The sequence below is a fragment of the Chitinophaga sp. genome, assembly GCF_035761305.1.
Classification (GTDB): domain Bacteria; phylum Bacteroidota; class Bacteroidia; order Chitinophagales; family Chitinophagaceae; genus Chitinophaga.
Genome location: NZ_DASTRI010000023.1, coordinates 31,972 through 56,717, shown reverse-complemented (window position 1 = coordinate 56,717; position 24,746 = coordinate 31,972). Strand labels below are relative to the sequence as shown.

Genomic DNA, 24,746 nt, shown 5'->3' with positions numbered 1-24,746 from the left:
GTATGCGGTACCAAAACCTTCACCCAATCATCCGTACCTATCTGCGGCGGCAGAACTATTCCCGGTATGAACTGCCCCGATGCTTATACCGATAAAAACCCTTTCTGGTATAAATTTACCTGTTACGCCACCGGCACCCTGGGGTTCACCATTACCCCGCATACGCTGGAAGAAGATTATGACTGGCAGCTGTTTGATGTAACCAACCGCTCGTTAAGCCAGGTGTTCACCAACAACCAGCTGTTTGTAGCTTCGGGATGGTCCGGTGAATATGGCATTACCGGCGCTTCCAATGCAGGCGCCGCGCTGGAGGTGTGCGGCGGCTTTGGGCAGCCTTTATGGAGCTCCATGCCTACCATTCAGAAAGGCCACGATTACCTGCTGCTCATCAGCCATTTCTCCGACTCGCAAAGCGGGTACGACCTGAAGTTTAACGGTGGCACAGCCAGCATTACAGATCCCCTGGTACCACAAATAGATCATGCAGGCTATCATTGCGGCCTGCCGGCCATTGGCGTTAAGCTGAATAAAAAGGTGCAATGCAAAAGCCTGGCAGCCAACGGCAGTGATTTTGTGCTGGGCGGCGCGGGCGTTGCCATTACCGGCGCTACGGGCGTGAACTGCACAAACGGGTTTGATATGGACTCCATTGTGCTTACCCTGAGCGGCCCTTTGCCGGCCGGCAATTATACGGTTCGCCTTAAAACCGGCACCGATGGCAACTCCCTGCTGGATGCCTGCGAAAACTCCGCGGGCACCGGTAACAACATACCGCCTACAGCCTTTACTGTAGCCGCATACACGCCCTCTTACCTGGATCATATTGTACCGGTAAGCTGCGCCCCACAGCAGGTACAGGTGGTATTATCCCAGCCCGTACGCTGCAGCTCTATTGCCCCCAATGGCACTGATTTCAGTATCAGCGGCACATCGCCTATAAACATACAAAGCGCTGCAGGCCTTTGCCATAACGGCCTGGCAGATACGATTGTTTTACAGCTCTCTACCCCGGTATACCGGGGCGGCGCCTACCAGGTAACATTAAAGCCAGGCAGCGACGGCAACACCCTGTTAAGCGAATGCTGGCAGCCATCGCCGGCCGGCACATCGCTGCCCTTTAATACCAGCGATACTGTAAATGCAAGCTTCACCTATACCATGCACCTGCATTGCGAGTACGATACCGTAGTGCTGTCCCACAACGGCGCCAACGGGGTAAATAAATGGATATGGAACTCTGACGGGAACACCTTCAGCACGGCGCAAAATCCTGTGAAGTCGTACGATGTTTTTGGCCCGCATACCATTCAGCTCACCGTATCAAACGGCGTATGCACAGACAGCAGCAGCCAGGATATTGTATTAACCAATGAGCTGCATGCGGATTTTACCGTATCTGCAGACATACTGTGCCCGCAGGATGCGGTTACCTTTGTGAATAAAAGCACCGGCAGCGGCATTGTAGGCTACATGTGGCAGTTTGGCAACGGCGTTATTACCACTACGATGAACCCTCTGCCGCAAATTTATCCCCAGTTTAACGAGGAGCGGGAGTACGATGCCATGCTTATTGTGCAAAGCAACATGAATTGCTTTGATACGGCCCATCATATTATCAAAGCCGTGCCCAGCTGCTATATTGATGTGCCAACCGGCTTTACCCCTAACGGCGACGGCATTAACGATTACCTGTACCCCCTTAACGGCTATAAGGCCATTAACCTCAAATTTTCTGTATTCAACCGTTTAGGTCAGCTGATCTTTGAAACCAATGACTGGCGCAATAAATGGGACGGTACAGTTAACGGCCGGCCGCAGCCGGTAGGCACCTATGCCTGGATGCTGAGCTATACGAATAAAGACACCGGTGAAAAAGTATTCAAGAAGGGGGTATCTGTTTTACTACGGTAAAGGTTATACGCTATTGTCCATTATAGCTATTTAGCAGCAGTGGCGCTGAATTCAACAGTTTTTGTTTAATATTGCTTTATAGTGTTTCTGTTACGGAAAGTACCGGAGTTATGTTCCATATATGAAAAACGAGCACATTCAACATTAACCTGCTTTAAAAACAGATCAACCTAATCAACTCATATAATTTATTCACGTAATGAACGTTCTGATCGCCCCTGATCAAACCCATGATCCGGGTAAAGACATACCCATCCCCGATCATCTGCAACCCTACCTGGCGCCCTGGAGTGACCGCCAGTACAGGCAATACCAGTTTGGCACCATTCTTATTCAAACCTTTATTCATAAGCATTACCGCATTTATATTTATCGTTTCATGATTACCCGGCCGGTAAGCCTTTACTTTTCTGTTGACCAGCCAACCCTTGCATTACGGCATATGCTGGCCGGTAAAGTGTTTGCACAGGTACAGGGCTTTGGCCGCGTATTGCTGGAACCGCAATGCTATAATTTAATTTATTTACCTAACAGTGTTAATGAAGCGTGGTTTGAGGCCGGCGATGCCGAGTCGCTGCACATGGAGCTTGAATACACCTGGCTGGAGGAGATGGCGGAAAGCAGCAAGGAGATAGCTGAATTAATGAACCGGGTAATGACAGCCAGCAGCGAAGGCAAGCTGCTGCAGCCGGTGCTGATAGATTATACGGTATCAGATGCGCTGCAGGCCATACGCCATAGCCGGGAAACCGGCGGCATACTGCTGATGGAGTTTAAAACCGGCATACTTAAAATACTTACCCAATATTGTAAAGCGCTAACCGAACAGGAGCACCTGAGCGGGTTACCGGCCATGCCCAATAAAAACCTGCTGGTTAAAATATGGGAAATGATAAAGGCTAACCCGCATATTCATCTTACGCTTTCCAGGCTGGCGCGGGAAAACCATATGCATGAAAAAACGCTCAGCCGCCACTTTATGCGCCTGTTCAAAAAAAGCCTGCCTGCCTTTGTGCATGAGCAATGTATGGCCAGGGCTTATTTCCTGATCACCACAACAAACCGGCACCTTGCGGATATTGCCTATGACCTGGGCTATACAGAGATGAGCAATTTTAACCGGGCGTTCAAAAAACATCACGGCATTACCCCACAAGCCCTGCGCAATACACGGTAAATTATCCGGTGAGATTGTTTGGTGAGATTGTCCGGAAATGATATGCAGAAAGTACGGGCCGGATAAGTGATAATTCTGGTTTTCTAAGGAATTTTATATACACAGTGCCCCATCAGCACCTACATTTATCAATGCCTGTAATGCCATGCATAGCACCTTTAGCTTTCGTTATATATATATAAGGCGGCTCACGCCTGGTTCCGTTGTTCCCACCGGTGGCAGCTTCCCATCACACTGAAGGGATGGGTGCTGCTCCGGTAAAAAGTTTTGAGATTAATACATTCAGCAACTTTCTATTCACACTCAACTAGGTTCACTACCTATATGGTGTCTTTATGGTTATTTGAACATATAGTCAGGTTCTGCCTTTCCAGGTGGAACATTTTATTCCAGCGGCATAATCATATCTTCATCGGATGCTTTTCCCTCCTTCCTGCCAGTATTTAATCCCGGTACGGCAGGTTGTATAATTTTTTTGTCAGGAATGCCGGCAGGAAAATCCTGCTTACAGGATGCTACGTATATTAACAAAATAAAACGCCTGATTGATTGTTTGTTCCCGTGCGAATATTATAGCTAAGCCGCAAGATAATTTTGTGCCAACGTAAACCGGTATTGTGTTACGCCATCTGAATTTAACATTTAAACATTATTCCACATGGAAAAGCATGCATCAAGTACTCCTTCAGAAAAATGGCTGCTCATTGAGCGTGATGACAAAAACTATACACCTGCAGCAGAAATTCCCGATGAATACCTGCACCTGCTAATGCCTTATGCAGGCGCTTATTTTTACCGGGATGAGGATTGTGATATGCTTACGCAGCATATTAAAGTAAGCGAGTTTTCCATACTCGGCCACGATATTTTCGCCCGCAAATACTTTATTCTACGCCCTTATACTTCGCGGCACATACTGGCGCTGCATTATATGCACGATGATAGCATACATGCGGTAATTGACCAGATGGGACCATTCCGGCTGAGTGAGAAGGAGGTGAACCTTTTCAGCCTGCACGCCGATTTTCATTCTGCCGTGCTGGACACCGGCCAGCGGATTACCAGCTTTCATATTAACCTGCAGCCCGATACGCTGCCTGCGCTGGCGGAAAAATTTCCCGGCCTGCTGCCGCTTACCCTGCACGCTACCGACCATTTAAACGGCCCGGTGAACAAGCAGCCTTACCGGATAAATGTCATAGGCTCTTTGCTGCTGCGCAGGCTATTATCCTGCCGGTATGTGGAAGTACAGGCGGAATGTTACCTGTACCGCTGCTGTGTAGACCTGTACCTGCAATTTGCCATGCAGTACGCGCAATCCCTGCAGCTGCCGGTGCACCTGCCTGATTCGCACATTGCGCTGGCAAACCGCGTGCAGGACTTTATTCAGCATAATGTACAGGAAAGGTTAACCAGCACAGCGCTGGCCGAGCACTTTGGGGCTCCCGAAGTAGTGCTGCAAACAGCTTTTGAGCAGGTATTTGCCATACCGGTAAATGATTTCATACTGCAGCAAAAAATGATGGCGGCCTATGACCTGCTGCTGCAAACCAGGTCCAGCCTTAATAACATTGCTTACAGAACCGGGTACCGTAACCGCCTGGCGCTTACCCGCGACTTTGAAAAGTATTACGGGTATGATCCTATTTTTATAAGAAATGCACAGTAACGCCTTCAAGCAGCTTTACCACCAGCCCGGTCCACCCGGTTTGATGCGCTGCGCCGGCGCCACGCCCGTTATCTCCGTGAAAGTATTCGTAGAACAGCAGGTAGTCCCTGAAGTGAGGATCGTGCTGTAGCTTGTCATGTGCCCCCATTGCCGGGCGGCGGCCGTTCTCATCGCGCAGGAACAGGCGCACCAGGCGTTTGCTCAGCTCCACTGATATTTCTTTCAGGCTTAAATAATTGCCGCTATGGGTAGGATATTCTACCTTAAAATCATCGCCGTAATAGCGGTGAAAGTATTGCAGGCTTTCAATGATCAGGTAATTCACAGGCATCCATACGGGGCCGCGCCAGTTACTGTTGCCGCCAAACATGCCGGTGTTGCTTTCGCCCGGGGCATAGGCTACGGTAAAGCGGTTACCATCCAGCCAAAATTCGTAGGGGTGCTGCTCATGGTATTTGCTGAGGGAGCGCACGCCGTAGTCGCTCAGGAACTCTGTTTCATCCAGCATGCGCCGCAGTATGCGTTTCATGCGGTGGCCGCGCAAAAGGCTAAGCAGGTGCATTTCTCCCGTACCTTTTTCATACCAGCGGCTTACCAGGCTGGCCAGGTCGGGGCGGAAATCCAGGAACCATTTCAGCCGCTTTGTAAACTCCGGCTGGGTGGTGAATACTTCCTCATCCAGCACCGCTACGGCAAACAGCGGTATCAATCCTACCATGCTGCGCACCTTCATTTTAGTAACCCCATCGTTGGTAAAACGTATCTGGTCGTAAAAAAAGCCGTCTTCCTCATCCCATAATCCTTCTTCCCCGCCGGCTTCTCCCATACGGCTAATGGCGCCGGCTATGTACAGGAAATGCTCAAAAAATTTGGTGGCCAGGTCGGCATATACCTTATTATGCCTGGCCAGCTCCAGGGATATGCGCAGCATGTTTAAACAGTACATGGCCATCCAGCTGGTACCATCTGCCTGCTCAATATAGCCGCCGGTTGGCAGCGACGCGGTGCGGTCAAACACGCCTATATTATCCAGGCCCAGGAAACCGCCTTCAAAAATGTTGTTGTCGTTGGTGTCTTTACGGTTCACCCACCAGGTAAAGTTGAGCAGCAGCTTATGAAAAACAGACTCCAGGAAAGCAATGTCCTCCTGGCCGTTGTTGTATTCTTTATCCAGCTGAAACACGCGCCAGGCGGCCCACGCATGCACCGGCGGGTTTACGTCGTCAAAGGCCCATTCATAGGCCGGCAGCTCGCCGCTGGGATGCATGTACCATTCCCTGGTTAAAAGGCTTAGCTGCTCCTTGGCAAAGGTGCTGTCAACCATGGCCAGGGGTATGCAGTGAAAAGCCAGGTCCCAGGCAGCATACCAGGGGTATTCCCATTTATCCGGCATGGAGATAATATCCTCATTATTCAGGTGCTTCCACTCTTTATTACGGCCGGTCAGCCGCTCCGCGGGCGGCGGGGGTTGCGCCGGATCGCCATTCAGCCACTGGGCTACATAGTAATAGTAAAACTGTTTGTTCCACAACATGCCGGCAAAGGCCTGCCGTTGCACCAGCTTTTCATCGTCCGTGGCCAGCTTTTGCTGCAGGGTGTGATAAAAAGTATCGGCCTCCAGCTGCCGGGCATTGAAGGTCAGATCAAAATCCTTAAAGGGATGGGAGTCTGCGCCTTTCATCAGCCGCAGCCGTATGGTGGCGGCGCCGCCGCCGGGTATTGTAAAATGATAGTTGGCTGCTGCTTTGGTGCCCTGCAGCGTATCATTCACCGCTGCTGTATGGCCCTGCACCACATAATCGTTGATGCCGTCTTTATAAAAGCGCTTACCGTCCTGGTAATTGTACAGGCGGGGAAAGTTGGTTTCATTTTCTGTAAAAAGTATTTCCGGCGCATCCTCACAATACAGCTGGTAATAGCCCAGCTTTTTATGGGTAATATCTATTACATCCGCCCCGTTGCCGGAAAGCAAAGGTTTGGTGCTATCGTAGCCCCAGTCCCACGTATTGCGGAACCATAGGGTTGGCAGCACATGCAGGTCGGCCGGCGTTTGCGCGCGGTTATGTACGGTAATCTTGATCAGCAGGTCTTCAGGGGCGGCTTTGGCGTATTCCACAAACACATCAAAATACTCATCCCTGTCAAAAATGCCGGTGTCTATCAGCTCAAATTCGGGGTCCTGTTTGCCGCGGCGGCGGTTCTCCTCCAGCAGCTGCGTATATGGGAAAGGCTGCTGCGGGTACTTATACAGCATTTTCATGTAGGAGTGGGTAGGGGTACTATCCAGGTAGTAATACAGCTCCTTTACATCTTCTGCGTGATTGCCCTGGTGCCCACTCAGCCCAAAATACCGTTCCTTGATGATGGGGTCTTTTTTATTCCAGAGGGCTATGGCAAAGCACAGCAGCTGCTGGTTGTCGCAAATGCCGGCAATCCCTTCCTCTCCCCACCGCCAGGCTTTGCTGCGTGCCATATCATGCGTGGTGTAGTCCCAGGCATTGCCGTCTGCGCTGTAGTCTTCGCGTACGGTGCCCCACTGCCTGTCTGATACATATGGCCCCCACTTTTTCCAGTCTTTGTGCAATAGCCGTTCCTGTTCTTTGTTCATGGCATCCCCGTTATGTTGAATAAAAACCTTTATAATACCTAAAAGTTACTCCATAACGCGCAGATGAACAATAAATTCCGGTCGAAACCAGTTAAAATATTGTCACTAATAAAAACCATATATCCCTACATTTACAGTAATTCCATATGCAGGTCTAAATCCGTTGACATGAAAAAAATTGTGCATCTGACACTTATCCTGCTGCTTATCCACGGGGCAGCAGCTATTGCGCAGGACTATCCTATTCAGCCGGTACCTTTTACCGATGTAAAGGTAACGGACCATTTCTGGGCGCCGCGCATCCTTTCCAACTACAAGGTAACCATTCCCATTGCCCTGGAGCAATGCTACAAAACCGGCCGCGTGGATAATTTCATGATAGCCGGCAAGCTCAAGAAAGGCAAGTTCAAAACAGAGTACCCGTTTGATGATACAGACATTTATAAGATCATTGAAGGCGCCAGCTACTCGCTGCAAACCTACCCCGATAAAAAGCTGGAGGCGCAGCTGGACACGCTGATCTACTACATTGGCAAAGCACAGGAGCCGGATGGTTACTTATATACCAACCGCACCATTGCAAAAGACAGCGGGCAGCTGCATCGCTGGGCCGGCAAAAAGCGATGGGAAAAAGACCCGGAGCTGAGCCATGAGCTGTATAACTCCGGCCACTTATATGAAGCCGCCACCGCCCATTACCTGGCTACCGGCAAAAGAACACTGCTGGATATTGCCATTAAAAACGCCAACCTGGTATATCATGACTTTATAGAAGGCGGTTTGAAATACTATCCCGGCCACCAGATCATTGAAATGGGACTGGTAAAAATGTACCGCGTTACCAATGACAAACGCTACCTGGACCTGGCCAAATATTTCCTGGACATCCGCGGCAACGGCAGTGAATACAACCAGGCGCAGGCCCCTGTAACAGAACAAACGCGCGCTGTGGGCCATGCGGTACGCGCCACCTATATGTACAGCGGCATGGCCGATGTAGCGGCGCTTACCGGCGATAAAGGCTATGTACAGGCCATTGACGCCATCTGGCATGATGTGGTGGACCACAAGATCTACATTACCGGCGGCATTGGCGCAGAAGCCGGCCATGAAGGCTTTGGACCGGATTATGCGCTGCCCAACATGAGCGCGTATAATGAAACCTGTGCTTCCATTGGCAATATTTACTGGAATTACCGCCTGTTTCTGCTGCATGGAGATGCCAAATATTACGACGTGCTGGAGCAGATACTTTACAACGGCATGATCTCCGGCGTGGCCATTAAAGGCAACCGTTTCTTTTATCCCAACCCGCTGGAGTCTATGGGCCAGCATGAAAGAAGCGAATGGTTCGGCTGCGCGTGCTGCCCGAGCAACGTATGCCGCTTTATTCCCTCTGTACCGGGTTATGTGTATGCAACGGGTAAAAACCGCATTTACGCCAACCTGTTCGTACAAAGCACCGCCCGTATTCCCCTGCAGCAAAAAACAGTGGAGGTAAACCAGCAAACCAATTACCCATGGGATGGTGATATTACCTTTACCATTAACCCTGCCGGCAACCAAACCTTTGACATGGCCATACGCCTGCCGGCATGGCTAAACGAAGCACCCATGCCCGGCGGGTTGTACACCTTTGCCACGCCTGAAACAAAAAAATACACGATCAGCATAAACGGCCGGCCGGCGGAGTATACAACCGAACATGGCTATGCTGTCATTCACCGCAGCTGGAAAAAAGGCGATGCAGTTAAAGTGCACTTTCCCATGGATGTACGTTATGTAAAAGCCAAATCGCAGGTGCGGGCAGATGAAAATAAGACCGCCCTGCAACGCGGCCCGCTGGTGTATTGCTTTGAATGGCCCGATAACAAAGCACCGGTAAGGCATTTGCTGATAAATGAGCAAAATGCCGCCACCGCCAGCTTTGAGCCCAACCTGCTGAACGGCGTGGAAGTAATACATACTGCTGCTGTTACGCAGGCTATTACTGCCGGTAATAAAGTGGTGGAAAAGGAGGCGAATGTAACCGCCATTCCCTACTATGCCTGGGCTAACCGCGGCCCCGGTGATATGACTGTATGGGTGGCAGACAAGGCTGCTGCAGTTACACCGCTGCGGCCCGCTACCGTAGCTTCCAGGAGTAAGGTAAGCGGTTCACATACCACCAAAACATTAAGAGCGCTTAACGACCAGCTGGAGCCCGCCAGCTCACACGACGGCAGCGTACCTTATTACCACTGGTGGCCGCTAAAAGATACGGTACAGTGGGTAGAGTATGATTTTGCTGCCCCGGCTAAAGTTTCCAATGCGCAGGTATACTGGTATGACGATGGCCCCTGGGGCGGCTGCCGGGTGCCTGCGAGCTGGAAGCTGCTGTATAAAGATGCTGCGGGTAAATGGACGCCTGTTAAAAACAGCAACGCCTATACGACAAATAAAGATGCTTTCAATAATGTGCAGTTTGAAGCCGTGCAAACCAGCGCGCTGCGAATGGAAGTGCAGCTGCCTAAAGAGCATGCCGCCGGCATTATGGAATGGAAAGTAGATTAGCTGTAAACCAACTGCGAAATAACCGCGGGGCGCTGTCAAAAGCCATCCCTTGATATGGCGCGCCCGCTTCTGTGGCCATGAGCCGCAAACAGTATTGCGCTGCCGGAACGTGGCGCTGACCGGTTAGCCCGTTCCTGCATATACGAAAAATGGATGATGCCTGAAACGCTGTGTGGGCTTAATGTACAACTCACACTATGTACCGTTATTTACGCAGCACTTATGCGTATTTTTTCGATGTGTAATCCCTGTTAACCTGCGTTTTTTATCTTTCCCGTACCCAATATCTTTGTTCCCTGAATAGTGTAGTGAACATATTTGTTGTAAAAAAAACCGTGGCCTGGTAGTACCTCTTGATTGTATAAACGACACCTATGCATGAGCTGATCTTGTAACCTTTGGCCAAATCGATTTTGCGCGCGCTATATCTTTTTATTGAACCTATGCATTATTCATTAAAACCTATAATTCGTTGATGTAAAGGCACCTGTGGCAGATGCACTTCTGTGTGCCATTAAACAAACCAAATTTATCCTAATATGAGAACCTTGAAAGTTACTCCTTATTCCGGCGGCTGGCTACGCCGGATCAAGCAGGCATGCTGTTTATCCCTATTGCTATGGCAGGGCAGCGCGCATGCACAGGTAAGTCCATCTGTGCCGGCTACCACCAAACAGCACAACAAGCAGGTGATCGGTTACATCACCCAATGGGATGCCTGGAAAGACGTAGCAGGGCTGGTGCCTAAAGGCGGCTACAACCACCTGAACGTTGACTACTCCCAGTACACGATCCTGAACTTTTCTTTTTTTGGTGTGGCAAAAGACGGATCGCTGCACAGCGGCGATTTCCGCAACAAGAACATTTACCAGGTAGGCGCCGTACAGGAACCTGCCCCGCTGGTGAATGAAGACATTTACAGCAGCTGGGACATGTTCCTGCTCTATGGCGAGCTGGATGCCCCGCTGTACTATATTTCCGATAACAGTTATGCTTATTCCCTGGACTACCGCAATGAAGGCAGCGGCTGGAAGAATGTGAATACCGGTGCTACCGGCGCTTTCCCTCTGTCGGTTCCCAAACAGGGCGGGGCACCGGGCGTTATTGACCTGGCCCACCAGAAAGGCGTAAAGGTAATGGCTTCTATCGGCGGCTGGAGCATGTGCAAGCACTATCCCGAAGTAGCGGGCGATGCTACCAAGCGCGCCAAGTTTGTGGCAGATTGCCAAAAGCTGATGAGCATGGGCTTTGATGGTATTGACTTTGACTGGGAGTACCCTAACGACCCGGGTATGAACATTGAGCATTACAGCCAGGCAGACTATACCAACTTTGCCATTTTAGTAGAGGCAGTACGCGCTGCCATTGGCCCCAATAAGCTGATCAGCGCCGCTTTTTCTGCAGTGCCTTCCAAGCTGCAGGGCTTTCCGTGGTCACGGTTAAATAATTCCATGAATTATTTTAACATGATGACCTATGACTACAACGGCGGCTGGTCAAACAAAGCAGGCCATAACGCGCCGCTGTATGATTACCCGGGTGCCGAGTACAGCGGCTTTTCGCTGGACGCTACTGTAAAAGGCCTGCGCCAACTGGGCGCTAACATGAGTAAGGTAAACCTGGGCGCGCCTTTTTATGGCCGCGGCGTAATTACCAGCGGCCCCGCAGCATTGAACGGCGCCACTACCAAACGTGCCGAAACCGTGCAGCCAGATGGTCCTATACAAACCTGCGCAGACTATACCAACTGGGCAAAGGACCTGTGGGACGGTACGCCGCCCTACAGCTATATACTGCAGGCCACCGGCGCAGGCTCCGGCTGGACGGAGTACTGGGATGATGTGGCCAAAGTGCCTTACAAAACAAAAGGCAACTACTTCCTGAGCTACGATAACGAACGCTCTATTGGTGAAAAGGCGCAATACATTGTAAACAACGGCCTGGCAGGCGTAATCGTATGGCAGGTATTCGGCGATATGACCGATATGACCAGCAGCACTGTTGCCAAAGGAAAGCTGATCTACTGCCCCAACACCAAATCCAAGCTGGTGAACAAGCTGAATGAAGTATTTGCCAATGGCAGCACCGGCAATCAATCACCTGCGGTAAGCATTTCCTCACCGGCTAACAATGCATCCTTTACTGCGCCGGCCAGTGTAACCATTACAGCTACGGCCAGCGATAATGACGGCTCCATAGCTAAAGTAGAATTCTATAACGGCGCTGCCAAGCTGGGTGAAAAAACCGCTGCACCTTATACCTATACCTGGAGCAATATTGCTGCAGGCACTTATACGCTTACCGCTAAAGCCACAGACGATAAAGGCGCTGTAACCACATCCGCCGCAGTTACCATCACCGCTACAACCGGCGGCGGCAACCAGGGCACCGGTAAGGTAATAGTAGGCTACTGGCATAACTGGAATGATGCGAATGCACCCTATATTCGCCTGCGCGATGTAAATGCCAAATACAATGTAATAGACGTTGCTTTTGCAGAAGCAGGCGCTGACCAGGCTACGCTTATGTTTACGCCGGACGGTGTTTCCGCGGCCGATTTCAAATCGGACGTTGCGCTGCTGCAATCACAGGGCCGGAAAGTATTACTGTCAATAGGCGGGCAAAATGGTATTGTTATCTTAGCTACTGCCACACAAAAAGCCGCCTTTGTAAGCTCTCTCAAATCCTTAATGGACCAGTACAACTTTGATGGTTTTGACATTGACCTGGAAGGCGGCACCACGCTGATACTGGATAATGGCGATAAAGACTTTACCCACCCTACTACTGCCAAAGTGGTGAACCTGGTTGCCGCCTGCAAAGAGGTGATCAACTACCGCAAAGGCCAGGGTAAAGATTGCTGGCTGACCATGGCGCCGGAAACCTACTATGTGCAAACAGCTTACGGCTCGGCCTATTCCCCGCTGGTAGGCGCTTACCTGCCGGTGATATACGGCCTGAAAGATGAGCTTACCTTTATTCATCCGCAGCTGTACAACACCGGTTCTGTAACGGGTTTGGATAATAAGGTGTATAACCCGGCTACTTCTGACTTCATTGTTTCCATGACGGAAATGCTGCTGGCCGGCTTCCCCGTAAGCGGCACCAGCCAAACCTTCCCTGCCCTGCGTGAAGACCAGGTAGCTTTTGGCTTACCTGCCTCCACCTCTGCGGCAGGCAGCGGTTACACCACTCCGGCCAACGTAAAGAAAGCGCTGGATTACCTCACCAAAGGCCAGTCATACGGCGGCGCCTATACGTTAAGAAAGGGGGCCGGTTATCCTGGTTTGCGTGGCATTATGACCTGGTCTGTTAACTGGGACAAGGTGAATGGCGATGAATTTGCCACCAACTACTACGATTACTTCTTTGGCAATAACAACCCCGGAAATAATGCCCCTACTGTAAGCATCACTTCCCCGGCTAACAATGCCACCTTTACGCCGCCCGCCACCGTAAGCATACAGGCCAGCGCCAATGACAGCGACGGCTCTGTAGCTAAAGTAGAGTTCTTCAATGGCAGCACCAGGCTGGGTGAAAGCACGGCAGCCCCTTACAGCTACAGCTGGACCAACGTAGCTGCCGGCACCTACACGCTTACTGCCAAAGCTACTGACAACAAAGGCGCAGTAACCACATCCACCGCTGTAACCATTGTGGTAGGCACCAACGGTGGCGGCGGTTGTAACGGTATAGCCGCGTGGACCGCAACGGACGTGTACACGGCAAATATGCAGGTAGTGTACAACAGCAAAGTTTACAAAGCAAAATGGTGGACACAGAATGAGCGGCCCGACATTAACAACGGCGACGGCAAGGTTTGGCAATACGTGAGCGATTGCACCGGCGGCGGTGGTAATACAGCGCCCGCCATCAGCCTCACCTCTCCTGCCAGCAACGCATCTTTTGCAGCGCCTGCAAACATTACCATTCAGGCTACCGCCACCGACAGCGATGGAAACGTAGCAAAAGTGGAATTCTTTAACGGCGGCAGCAAACTGGGCGAGAGCACTACTGCCCCTTACAGCTACACCTGGGCTAACGTAGCAGCCGGCACTTATACCCTTACTGCCAAAGCTACCGACAATGCAGGCGCAGCCACTACATCTGCAGCAGTAACCGTTGTAGTTACCAGCGGCGGCGGTACCGGCAACTGCGCAGGCGTACCCACGTATGAGCCTTACCCGAAAATTTACAACAAAGGCGACCGTGTTGTGTACAACGGCATGCTGTACGAAAGCCTGTCAGATGCGCTGTACAACGTAACCCCCGGCACTGCCGACTGGTGGTGGAAACCGCTGGGCGCCTGCGGCGCCAGCCTGGCGCGCACTGCTGCAAGCACCAACGTACAAACAGTAACGCAGCCAACAGGCAATGCGAACCTGCTGGTATATCCCAACCCGTTAACCGGCAACGAGCTGCAGGTAAGGGTGGATGCGCAGCCCGGCGACAGGTTACAAATATCCCTGCTGGATATGAAAGGCAACGCGCCTGTGCTAACCACCGAACAAACGGCGGCCGGCAAAGGCACACAGTTTATTAAGCTGCAAACAGGCCAGGTGCCCGCAGGCATCTGGATATTGAAAGTAGAGAACAGGAGCACCCATCGCGTAGCCACTGCTAAAGTGATAAGGCTACAGTAATAGTTAAAAATGAAAAATGAGATGGTCCCGGTTTATTCCGGGACCATTCCCTTTTGATAATAGCATTGTACTCATTAAAAACCAGCATGCATGAAGCAAAAACATTTACACAACCCTTTTACCAAATTATTACAACCACCTCACTTTTACCGGCATACAAGCTGTGCGTACCGCATTTGCGGTCCATAGCCGCCGCTTCGTTTATTGATGCAGAACGGCTGTTATTGAACAATATATTTCCCTCACTGCAGATTAAACCTTAACCATATGCAAAACCCGTTTTACCTGCAATTAGCCGATGCCCCGTTAGGCATACCGGCTTTTAACCCGGCCCATACTAACGGGGCAATCATTACTGTAGCTGGCAACAGCCATCTCAAAACCATTCACACATTAGAAACACAAAAAAAACAACACATGAAACCAGTAAAATTTCTATTGCTGCTGTTAGCCCTTACCGGCATACAGCAAGCGGCATTCTCACAAAACTGGCAGCTCGTTTGGCAAGACGAGTTTAACGGTAGCATTGGCCCTGACTGGGTATTTGAAACCGGCGGTGGCGGCTGGGGTAATAATGAGCTGGAGTATTACCGCCGCGAAAACGCTACCATTGAAAACAACCAGCTGGTAATTACCGCCCGGCATGAAAGCTATGGCGGCTATAACTACACCTCCACAAGAATGAAAACCCAGGGCAGAAAATCCTGGACGTATGGTAAGATAGAGGCCCGCATTGCAATGCCGGCGTTCTCCGGCGCCTGGCCCGCTTTCTGGATGCTGGGCGATAACATAGGCTCCGTTGGCTGGCCTGCCTGCGGCGAAATTGACATTATGGAACATGTGAACACCGATGCCAATGCCGTAGGCACCATTCACTGGCAGGGGCCGGACGGCAATCATGCATCGTATGGCTCCAGCACCCCGGTAAACGTTACCGGCTACCATGTTTACAGCATAGAATGGAACCCTTCTTCCATCAAGTGGTTTGTAGATGGTGTGCAGTATAATGAAGCAAATATTGCCAACAACATTAACAGCACCGAAGAGTTTCACCGCAATTTCTTCATCCTGCTGAATTTTGCCATTGGCGGCAACTGGCCCGGCTTCAACATTGACAACAACGCATTCCCCGCAAAGATGTATGTAGACTATGTACGCGTGTACCAGGATGGTGGCGGCAGCAACCCGCCTGCCTGGAGCCAGACCGTACAGGCAGAGAGCTACAGCAGCATGCTGGGCGTGCAAACAGAAAACACCACCGACGCAGGCGGCGGCCAGAACGTAGGCTGGATAGATACCGGCGACTGGATGGCCTACAACAATATTACCGTACCCACATCAGGCGCTTATAAAATCGAATACCGTGTGGCCAGCCTTAATGGCGGCGGCCGCCTTTCGCAGGACCTGAATGCAGGCTCCATAGTACTGGGCGCTATTGATGTACCCAGCACCGGCGGATGGCAGAACTGGACCACCATTTCCCAAACCGTGAACATAAATGCCGGCACCTACAACTTTGGCATTTATGCGGCGGCGGGCGGATGGAATATTAACTGGTTCCGTATTACCAAACTTTAAAACCCTTAAACAATATCCTTATGAAAAGAGCTCTAAAATATACCGCAGGCCTCCTGCTCCTGCTTGTCACATCTGCCGTGTTTGGCCAGCAGAAAGGATTTCAGCTGGGCAATACCCGCAGCCTGGTGCGCGAATTCCGCCAGCAGGCCACTGCCCGGCAGCAACAGTTTGTAAGCGGCGCACAGCTGAGAATAAGCGCCAATACCACATTAAATGCTAAAGTGAATTTCCGCTCCACCGGCGGCGATACAGAAGAGTTCCTGGCCGGTGAAATAGCCAATACCCCCGGCTCCTCCTTCTTTGTTCGCATACAGGGCAACACGGTAGAAGGTAACATTGTGCTGAGGCAAAGCAAAAAAGCATACAAATATTATTCAGACAGTACCGGTAACGCCTATGTGAAAGAAGAGGACATTAACAAGGTACTGTGCATTAATATGGAGCAGGCGCCCGGCGCCGCTAGGGCAACGCAGGGCGTAAATGCGGCGGCCGTACCCGCTAACCTGCAAAGCTACCCCGGCGCTAACGGCTGTGTGCTGCTGGACTTTGACGGCCAGTACGTTTCAGGCACTCCCTGGAACAACGGCAATCCCATTAATGCCGCACCGGCTACCCTTACCGAAGCAGAAATGCAGGAAGTATGGGAGCTGGTAAGTGAAGATTACAAACCTTTCCACGTGAACGTTACTACCAGCGAAGCTGTGTTTAACACCTATCCCAAGAACAGGAGAATGCGCTGCATTTTTACGCCCACCAACACCGCAGCCCCCGGCGCAGGCGGCGTAGCTTATGTAGGCTCTTTTAACTGGAATGACGATACCCCCTGCTGGGTATTTAACGGCGGTGTAAAAGGCGCCGGCGATGCCGCCTCCCACGAAGTAGGCCACACCTTTGGCCTGAGCCACGACGGCAGAACCTCTCCTGCGGAAGAATACTACGCCGGCCAGGGCAACTGGGCCCCCATTATGGGCGTAGGTTACTACAAACCCATTGTGCAATGGAGCAAAGGCGAATATAACAACGCCAACCAGAAAGAGGACGACCTGGCAAAGATCACCAGCGCTACCTATGGCGTAGGCTACCGCGCAGATGATTACGGCAATGCCATTGGCGCTGCCGCCGTGCTGAATGTAGATGGCAGCGGTAATGTTAGCAGCAGCGGTATTATTGAACGTACGGCGGATGTGGATGTGTTTTCCTTCACCACTACCGGCGGCAATGCCAGCATTAATTTCAACCCCGCACCCCACCATGGCAACCTGGATATACTGGCTACCCTGTATAACGGCACCGGCGGCGTAGTGGCTACCGCTAACCCTTCCGGTTTACCGGCAAGCATTAATGCAAGCCTGGCAGCAGGTACTTATTATGTAGCAGTAACCGGCACCGGCGCCGGCAACCCTGCTACAGACGGTTATTCCAACTACGGCTCTATTGGCGCTTATACCATTACCGGCAATGTTGCCGGCGGCAGCAGCAGCGGCGCAGCCACTGTTTATAAGGATTGCAATTACGGCGGTTATGCGGTTAGCCTGGCGCCCGGCCGCTATAACATGGCCGACCTGAATGCCCTGGGCGTTCCGAACGATGATATTTCCGCGTTAAAGGTGAAGAGTGGTTATGAAGTGATCCTTTACCAGGACATTAATTTCGGCGGCAATGCCTACGTGTTCCGCGGCGACTTCTCCTGCCTGGCCAACCTTTCACTGAACGGCCAGCCGTTGAACCTGAACGACTGGGCTACCTCACTGGTGGTACAGCCTTCTACAGCAGCCGCAAAAGCTGTTATGAGCAACCCGGTTACCCTGGTTGCACCGGGTAAAACATCTGCTGCAGCAGCTACCGATGACGATGGCACCATCAGCGTAGTACTGGCGCCCAATCCGTTTACAGATAACCTATCTGTAAAAGTGAAGAGCAAGGCCGACCAGTATTACATCCGCGTGTATAACATGAGCGGCACAGAAGTAAGGCCTGCCCAGCGTATCAGCAACGGGCAAACCATTAACCTCTCCAGCCTGCCCACTGGTATGTACGTGCTGAAGATATATGTTGGTAATGAAGTGATCACCCGTAAGGTAATTAAACACTAACAATATCCCACCCCTGTGACAATGTAAGGGTCCCGGTAAACCGGGGCCCTTTTTTGCGCGCCGCGAAGCAGTGCTACCGCCGTAAAAAGCAATCACTCCTGCCACCGGTAAAAGTGGAGGAGTGATGTTATAATGGGTTAGTAAGTAACTGTGTTGTATTAGCTCACATATACCGTGCCATACTGTTATGAACGCACGGCTGCACACCTGCTGCTTTCAGCTTTGCAATGATCGCATTGGCGATGTTCATACCCTGCTGCTGCCCGTTCTCTATTGCGTCACGAAAGTGAATACCGCCGTACAGGCGGGAGATGGCTGCTTCCGCAGCCGCCTGCATAAAGGAGGTAAAGCTGCGCGGCTGTATCTCAAACATGATCTCCGAATCATCTGTAAATGAAAAACTATCGCCCATCATATATGCAAGCACCTGCGCGGCAGCGGTAGACACCACACTATGCCCGCTGGTGTATTCGGGAAAAGGCGGTGTTTGCAGCAGCGGCTTCCATTCCACATCAATATAGCGGTTAATATAGGTTTCGGGCCGTATGCGGTTGCTGCGGTATTTTTCGTCCCAGCAGCTGATAAAGGCGTCCATTTCCGTAACCGCCGTTAAGGTGTGCAGCAGCACTGTGTTATCAAAATCGAGGTTTGCTTTTTTAGCCGCAATGCCGGCAATATTCATCCAGTGCCCGCCGGGTGTTATTTTTTTAAACCCGATGGCCATATGCCCCGCGGTAGATACTGCAAAGGGGTTGCAATCCCAGAAGGAGGCAATCACCAGCTCTTCTTTTTTAGGATGGAGCACTGCTTCATATACTTCTTTATTCAGCGCGTAAAATGCACTGGTGGTGTCTTTGCTGAAAGGCACGGGCGGTAAAGGCTTAAACGCATCACAGGTATCTATTACCATGGGGCGTATGGTACGCCAGTGCGGCTCCACAGCTTCAATATAAGCCGGCGGCGTGGGGTACCAGTAGCCTTCGCCTTTGATGGGCGTATAACGTATTCTCGCGCTCAGCTGGTTATAATGGTCGGCCTTTGACCATCCTATGATTTGCGCCACCACTTCCTTTGCTACTGCCACGGAACGGTTTATCTCTTTTTGCGACAGCTTTTCTTTTTTGAAGAAGCGCAGCATTTTTTCCTCCTGTTCCTCCAGCATAAAGCCGGAGGGCAGCATCAGGCGCCCCGTTTCAAGTATGGCGTACAAAGCTGCGGCTTCATAATTGTAATCGTCTTTGGCGCCGCTGATCGTAACAGCCGGGTACGACTTAACAAAGCTGCTCATACGCGGCATATTGCCGTTATGCTGCGTTATTATTTCATAGGCCGGCGCCGTGCAGTAGGCATAGTAACGGGCTGCTGCAGCAGGGTTTACCACATCGTGCAGCATTACCATAGTAATAGCCCAAACAGCGGGCTGCACCTCATTGGCAAAAGCAGTGGCCGTACGCTGGGCATATGCCGGCCGGCATATCAATAAACAGGCTAATATCCATTTCCACATAGTTATTGTTCTTTATATAGTAAAACACCTACGTTGTTCACGCCTATCATCATATATTTTGTTGTATTAATGGTTACCTCTGCGGCAGATTTTACATCGCCGGAAACAGACAACCCGGAAACAGACGGCTGTACGTATTTGAACTGTCCCCTGCCATCGCCCTGCAGCAGGCAGCCGTAGCTGGCATCCAGGCTGCCCATTTTCAAACGGTTATCGCTATGGTTACCCAGCAGCAGCAGGTCTGTTTTACCATCATGGTTAAAGTCGCTGGCCATAATTTTAGTAACCATGGAAAACTGCGCCTGCAAAGGCAGCGGCCGGGCAACAAATTTGCCGTTCCTGCGCAGGAAACATTGCGAACGGCAGTCGGTTAATGTTAGCTTGCCGGCTTTAGACAGCTCATCAGGTGAAAAAATGTCTTTGATGGTAGCATCTGCATAGCTCTTGTATGAGCTGAACTTACGGCGCATCGGGTAGATCTGGTCATTCAGCTCATCGCGGCTAACCATGGGATAGCTAATGCCGTTGATATAGGCATTAAAGAACGGATCAACAGAACCGTTGCCGTCAAAGTCGGCATAATATAACTCCGCAGGTTCTTTTGCCGATGTATGCACCTGCGTGTTCAGGCCCAGGTTACCGGCCACTATATCGTCCTCTCCATCGCCGTCCACATCGGCCAGCGCCATGCTAAACCAGCAGCCATTTGGCTTTTGTTCAAAATAATCACTGGTTTTATCTGTAAAGCCGGCAGGTGTGTTCAGGAACAATGTTACGGGCATAAACTCGCCGCATAGCAGCAGATCCTTCCGGCCATCCTTATTCACATCGGTCCACAGCGCATCGGTGACCATCCCAATATTGGCAAAGGGCACGGCGGCGGCCGTAAACTTTCCCCTGCCGTCGTTTACCAGCAGCCAGGAGGCAGGCGGTACCGGGTATTTGCCGGGTATTACCCTGCCGCCGATGAACAGGTCCATATCACCGTCATTATCAAAATCACAGGCACGTACACACGATTTGCTGTTGGCGCTCACATCGGGCAGCGCATCTTTTGCCAGCACCAGCTTCCCCTTTCCGTCATTCAGGTACAGGGCATCCTGCAGGGCGGGCGTATTGGGCTCAAACAGCGCATAGCCGCCCCTGGCCAGGTACAGGTCGTTAAACCCGTCGCCATTGGCGTCAAAGAACAGCGCATCAGCGGTTACGGGGCCGTCTTCCGCATCCAGCACAGACTCGTTGCTGATGGTGTAAGCGCCGCCGGGCTGCTGCACAAACAGGCGGCCCGGCTGGTTTTTATCGCTGCTGATGTACACATCTTCACGGCCGTCGTTGTTCACATCGCCCTTAGCCAGCACAGGGCCGGCGCTGGAATACATGAACATCATCAGCGGCTGCCGTTTAAAGTCATTCAGCTGGTCATCTTCATGTTTATAACCAATAATACCTTTTGCCCGGCTGAAAAGTGTTTGGGTGGCAGTATCTTTTTGTGCGGCAGGTGCTTTAATGCCCGCATAGTCTACTGCCAGCTGCTGGTTAGCAGCTACATTTGTCAGCAGCTGCGTGGTTTTATCAGGCCATATAATGCGTATGGAGTCGGCATGGGTAGTATTGCCCAGGCCAAAATGCAGGCTGGCGGGCAGGGATGAAAGATAGCCCCTGCCGGGATTTACCTCTTCATACTGCAGGCCGCCGTTGGCATATACCGTTACCTTTGCGCCAATGGCAGCAGTATTTGGTGTTTTGGCGTGCAGCTTCACCGCCAGGTAATTGCCTTTATTTTGTTCCCGGCTCCTGTTCCTGTACACCGTTGCCGGCTCATTAATATTGTTGATCACCAGGTCCAGGTCACCGTCGTTATCAAGATCGGCATACACGGCTGCGCTGGAAACAGCCGCTTTTGTAATGCCCCATTCTTTCTGCTTATTGGAGAAGGTGAGATCGTGCTCGTTCCTGAAAACATAGTTCATCAGGCTGGTAGAGGGCATGGCGGTTACCAGGTCCATAAGCATCACCGGCTCCCGGTCTACCGCTTTCTTTACTTTATAATCGCCCCAGTAGCGTAAAAAATCTTTGTTGGTGTAATCCCGCAGGTAGCCGTTGGTTACAAACAGGTCTTTATACCCGTCGTTATCCAGGTCGGCCAGCAGCGGGCACCAGCTCCAGTCGGTATTGGATATGCCGGCCAGCTGCCCGATTTCGCTAAAGGTGCCATCGCCGTTATTCAGCTGCAGCATATTACGCATATACTGTTTATACAGGCCCTGCGACAGCATCAGCGCAAACGACTCATAGTTCTCCTGCAGCTGCAGCAGCTTCTGTCGGCGGTTATCTTCGGGCATCATATCCAGCGTCATTACATCCGGCAGGCCGTCATTGTTATAATCGGCAATATCCACGCCCATTGAAAACTGGGAAAGATGGCGGAAACTTTGCTGTGTGCCTTCCCTGAAAGTGCCGTCGTGGTTATTAATATACAGGTGGTCCGGCTCATTATAATCGTTGGTCACATACAGGTCGGGCCAGCCGTCTTTGTTTATATCGGCTACGGCAACGCCTAAACCGAAAGTAAGCGGGTTTTGTATAATGCCTGCCTTTTGCGAAACATCGGTAAAGTGGTTGTTATTATTTTCATATAGCTTGTTGCCGGCCAGCGAGTCTGTTTCCGCACGGCGTTTGGCCAGCTCCAGGTTATCTATTTTTATTACGTTGTGGTTCAGCAGAAACATGTCCAGGTCGCCGTCGTTATCATAATCAAAGAATACGGCGTTGGTGCTGTAGCTGGGATCATCCAGCCCGTATTCCTTTGCACTTTCTTTAAAGTGCAGGTTACCCTGGTTAATGAACAGCTGGTTGCGGCGTTGCTCGGTAGGTGTTTTGCCCGAATAGCAAACATAAATATCCAGCAGGCCGTCGCCGTTCACATCGGCCATGGCCACGCCTGTTTTCCAGGCGCCGGTGCGGCCTTCCAGGTCTTTGCAGGCTTCGCGGGTAATATCTTTAAAATGCAGGTTGCCCTGGTTCAGGTATAGTTTGTTGCTGCCCATGTTGGCAGTAAAGAAAAGATCGTCCAGTCCATCGTTATTAATATCGCCTACCGCTATACCGCCCCCGTTGTAAAAGTATTCATAGGCCAATACGTTCAGGTTTTCCGTTTCGCTGATCCCGTTACTGAACCGTATGCCGGTAGCCTTGGCAGATAACAGCTCAAAAAGCGGCTGCTGCGCCTTTGCAGGAACAAACAGCCAGCAATGAAGCACTGCTGTAACAGATAAAATAATGAGATGTCGCATGGTGTATATAGTTTTCAACCGCACCTTGTCAGTTATGGTTACAAAGGAAGATGCAGCGGGACTAAGCCGCTGCATCGGGTCCACAATTATTGCTCTTGCATCAAACACTAAACAGTTTACGGCTGTTTATCCCACCAGGTGCGAACGGTAAAGTTATCGCCACCCATGCGGGTCACAGCATCCTGGTAACCGGTTGGGTTGTTGGCGGGCTCACCGGAGTGGTAAGGTATTCTCCTGGGAATAGCGCCGCCGGAAAAGTTGCCCGGGTAGTTCACCGGCGTTAATGCCGGGTAGCCGGAACGTTTCCAGTTATTCCAGGTTTCAATGAAGTTAAACAGGGTAGCGGTAGCTGCCCAATACTGCTCATTGATCATTTTCAGCGAAGCCTCCAGGGAAGAGGTATTTAGCGGGTGTGCTGTTACATATGCCTGCGCAGTAGTAGTGCTGATAGCGCCTACGCTGGCGTTAAAGGTAGCAATGGAGGTCATGGCGGCCATTACGCCGTTAGCATAGTGTCCGCTGGCTGTACCGCCAACATTCCATCCGCGGGCTGCCGCTTCGGCCAGCAGCAGCTCAGTTTCTGCATAGCTCATTATAAAGTTGGGCCCGTTCAGGTTCCTGTATATTGCGGTTGTAGGACGGGAATATTTGCCCAGCGCTGCAAAATCAGCGCCGGAGCCGGTACCGCCGGGATAGCCGGGCGCATGGCTGATGTCTTGCGGGCCGCCCTTCAGGTCATAACCGTTAGGCATGCCTATTTGTATGCTGGAGTCGCGGTCGCCGGGCAATGCCGGGTTATTGTTGGCTGCCAGGCCATCATCAGACACCTCACCAATCACCGTCAGGCGCGGGTCTTTATTAGCACGTAGGAAATCGATCATGACTTTGCCCCACCTTACTTCCCGGAAATCGTCTGTCAGCGACAAAGAGCTGCTGGTGCTGTTGCCATTGCCGGTGCTGTTGTCAGACAGCACATAGGCATTATCTGCCGTGCCGGCAAATACGCCGCCGGCGGCTGCTTTTTCAGCATAGGTTTTAGCAGTAGCCGCATCTACTTTGGTCAGGCGCATGGCTACCCGCAGCATCAGGGAGTAACCGAACTTCTTCCACTGGCCGATATCTCCTTTGTACAGCAGGTCGGCAGAAGGTTTTGCCTTACCGGCGTCTAACGCGCCTACAGCGGCATCCAGCTCGCTCAGCATGGATTTGTAAATGCTTTCCTGTGTATCATAAACCGGCTGAGCAACACCTTCCTGCGCTTTAAATGCTTCGGAGTAAGGTACATCGCCATAACAATCGGTTACCCGCTCCATGATCAACACTTTCATGATCACGCTTATGTTCGCCAGGTTATCCAGCCCTTTGTCCTGCGCCAGTTTACCCATTTGAACAACATAGTTGGCTGCCTGGTAGTCCTGCTCCCAAACGCTGTTCTGGTAAGACACCAGGTTGGACGATCCAAAATACTTATCGCCGTTGCTGTAGTAGTTAAAGGTAGAGGACAGGGCCTGCGTCCACATGCTCTGGAACAGCAGCTGCCGGTAACCGGTGTTGGCAAACTGGAACTCTGCCTTTGATAACAGGTAGTTCGGATCATACAGGTCGCCGGTTACTTTTCCCGGATCGCTGTTCAGCTCATCAAAGTTCTTGGTACAACCCGTCAGCATTGCCAGCGACACCGCACCTATATATATTGCTTTTTTCATTTTCATGG

11 protein-coding genes are annotated in these 24,746 nt (G+C 51.3%); 7 read left to right on the top strand and 4 right to left on the bottom strand.

Features of this window, described 5'->3' with window-relative positions:
• The 3 genes from VFS25_RS02620 to VFS25_RS02610 all read left to right on the top strand — a co-directional run.
• Positions 1 to 1,911: gliding motility-associated C-terminal domain-containing protein (locus VFS25_RS02620; RefSeq protein ID WP_326460556.1), on the top strand; the 1,911-nt coding region annotated here is incomplete at its 5' end.
• Between the two features lie 199 nt (positions 1,912 to 2,110).
• Positions 2,111 to 3,088 carry an AraC family transcriptional regulator gene (locus tag VFS25_RS02615; RefSeq protein WP_326460555.1) on the top strand — a complete coding sequence of 326 codons (978 nt, stop codon included), beginning with the start codon at positions 2,111 to 2,113 and terminating at the stop codon, positions 3,086 to 3,088.
• Between the two features lie 658 nt (positions 3,089 to 3,746).
• Positions 3,747 to 4,757 carry an AraC family transcriptional regulator gene (locus VFS25_RS02610; RefSeq protein ID WP_326460554.1) on the top strand — a complete coding sequence of 337 codons (1,011 nt, stop codon included), beginning with the start codon at positions 3,747 to 3,749 and terminating at the stop codon, positions 4,755 to 4,757.
• Here VFS25_RS02610 and VFS25_RS02605 read toward each other — a convergent pair.
• On the bottom strand, positions 4,738 to 7,365 hold the full coding sequence (locus VFS25_RS02605) for an MGH1-like glycoside hydrolase domain-containing protein (RefSeq protein ID WP_326460553.1): 2,628 nt from the start codon (positions 7,363 to 7,365) through the stop codon (positions 4,738 to 4,740). The two genes, VFS25_RS02610 and VFS25_RS02605, sit on opposite strands and share 20 nt — an antisense overlap.
• 168 nt (positions 7,366 to 7,533) lie before the next feature.
• On the opposite strand from VFS25_RS02605, the gene VFS25_RS02600 reads away from it, so the two are divergent.
• The 4 genes from VFS25_RS02600 (at position 7,534) to VFS25_RS02585 (ending at position 18,232) form a co-directional block, all read left to right on the top strand.
• Positions 7,534 to 9,918 carry a glycoside hydrolase family 127 protein gene (locus tag VFS25_RS02600; RefSeq protein ID WP_326460552.1) on the top strand — a complete coding sequence of 795 codons (2,385 nt, stop codon included), beginning with the start codon at positions 7,534 to 7,536 and terminating at the stop codon, positions 9,916 to 9,918.
• Positions 9,919 to 10,457: 539 nt separating this feature from the next.
• Positions 10,458 to 14,561: a glycosyl hydrolase family 18 protein gene (locus tag VFS25_RS02595; protein ID WP_326460551.1), complete on the top strand. Its 4,104-nt coding sequence runs from the start codon at positions 10,458 to 10,460 to the stop codon at positions 14,559 to 14,561.
• A gap of 417 nt (positions 14,562 to 14,978) precedes the next feature.
• The gene (locus VFS25_RS02590) at positions 14,979 to 16,139 is read left to right on the top strand and encodes a carbohydrate-binding protein (RefSeq protein WP_326460550.1); all 1,161 of its coding nucleotides are present in this window, start codon (positions 14,979 to 14,981) and stop codon (positions 16,137 to 16,139) included.
• A 20-nt stretch (positions 16,140 to 16,159) separates the two neighbouring features.
• Entirely contained in the window at positions 16,160 to 18,232 is a 2,073-nt protein-coding gene (locus VFS25_RS02585) for a T9SS type A sorting domain-containing protein (RefSeq protein ID WP_326460549.1), read from the top strand.
• A gap of 163 nt (positions 18,233 to 18,395) precedes the next feature.
• Here VFS25_RS02585 and VFS25_RS02580 read toward each other — a convergent pair whose 3' ends face one another.
• The 3 genes from VFS25_RS02580 to VFS25_RS02570 form a co-directional block, all read right to left on the bottom strand.
• Positions 18,396 to 19,739 (bottom strand): vanadium-dependent haloperoxidase, encoded by a 1,344-nt coding sequence (locus VFS25_RS02580; RefSeq protein WP_326460548.1) that lies wholly within the window; start codon positions 19,737 to 19,739, stop codon positions 18,396 to 18,398.
• 2 nt (positions 19,740 to 19,741) lie between these two features.
• Complete coding sequence (locus VFS25_RS02575) at positions 19,742 to 23,032, bottom strand: VCBS repeat-containing protein (protein ID WP_326460547.1); 3,291 nt, start codon at positions 23,030 to 23,032, stop codon at positions 19,742 to 19,744.
• A 116-nt stretch (positions 23,033 to 23,148) separates the two neighbouring features.
• The gene (locus VFS25_RS02570) at positions 23,149 to 24,738 is read right to left on the bottom strand and encodes a SusD/RagB family nutrient-binding outer membrane lipoprotein (RefSeq protein ID WP_326460546.1); all 1,590 of its coding nucleotides are present in this window, start codon (positions 24,736 to 24,738) and stop codon (positions 23,149 to 23,151) included.
• Between the last annotated feature and the right edge of the window lie 8 nt (positions 24,739 to 24,746).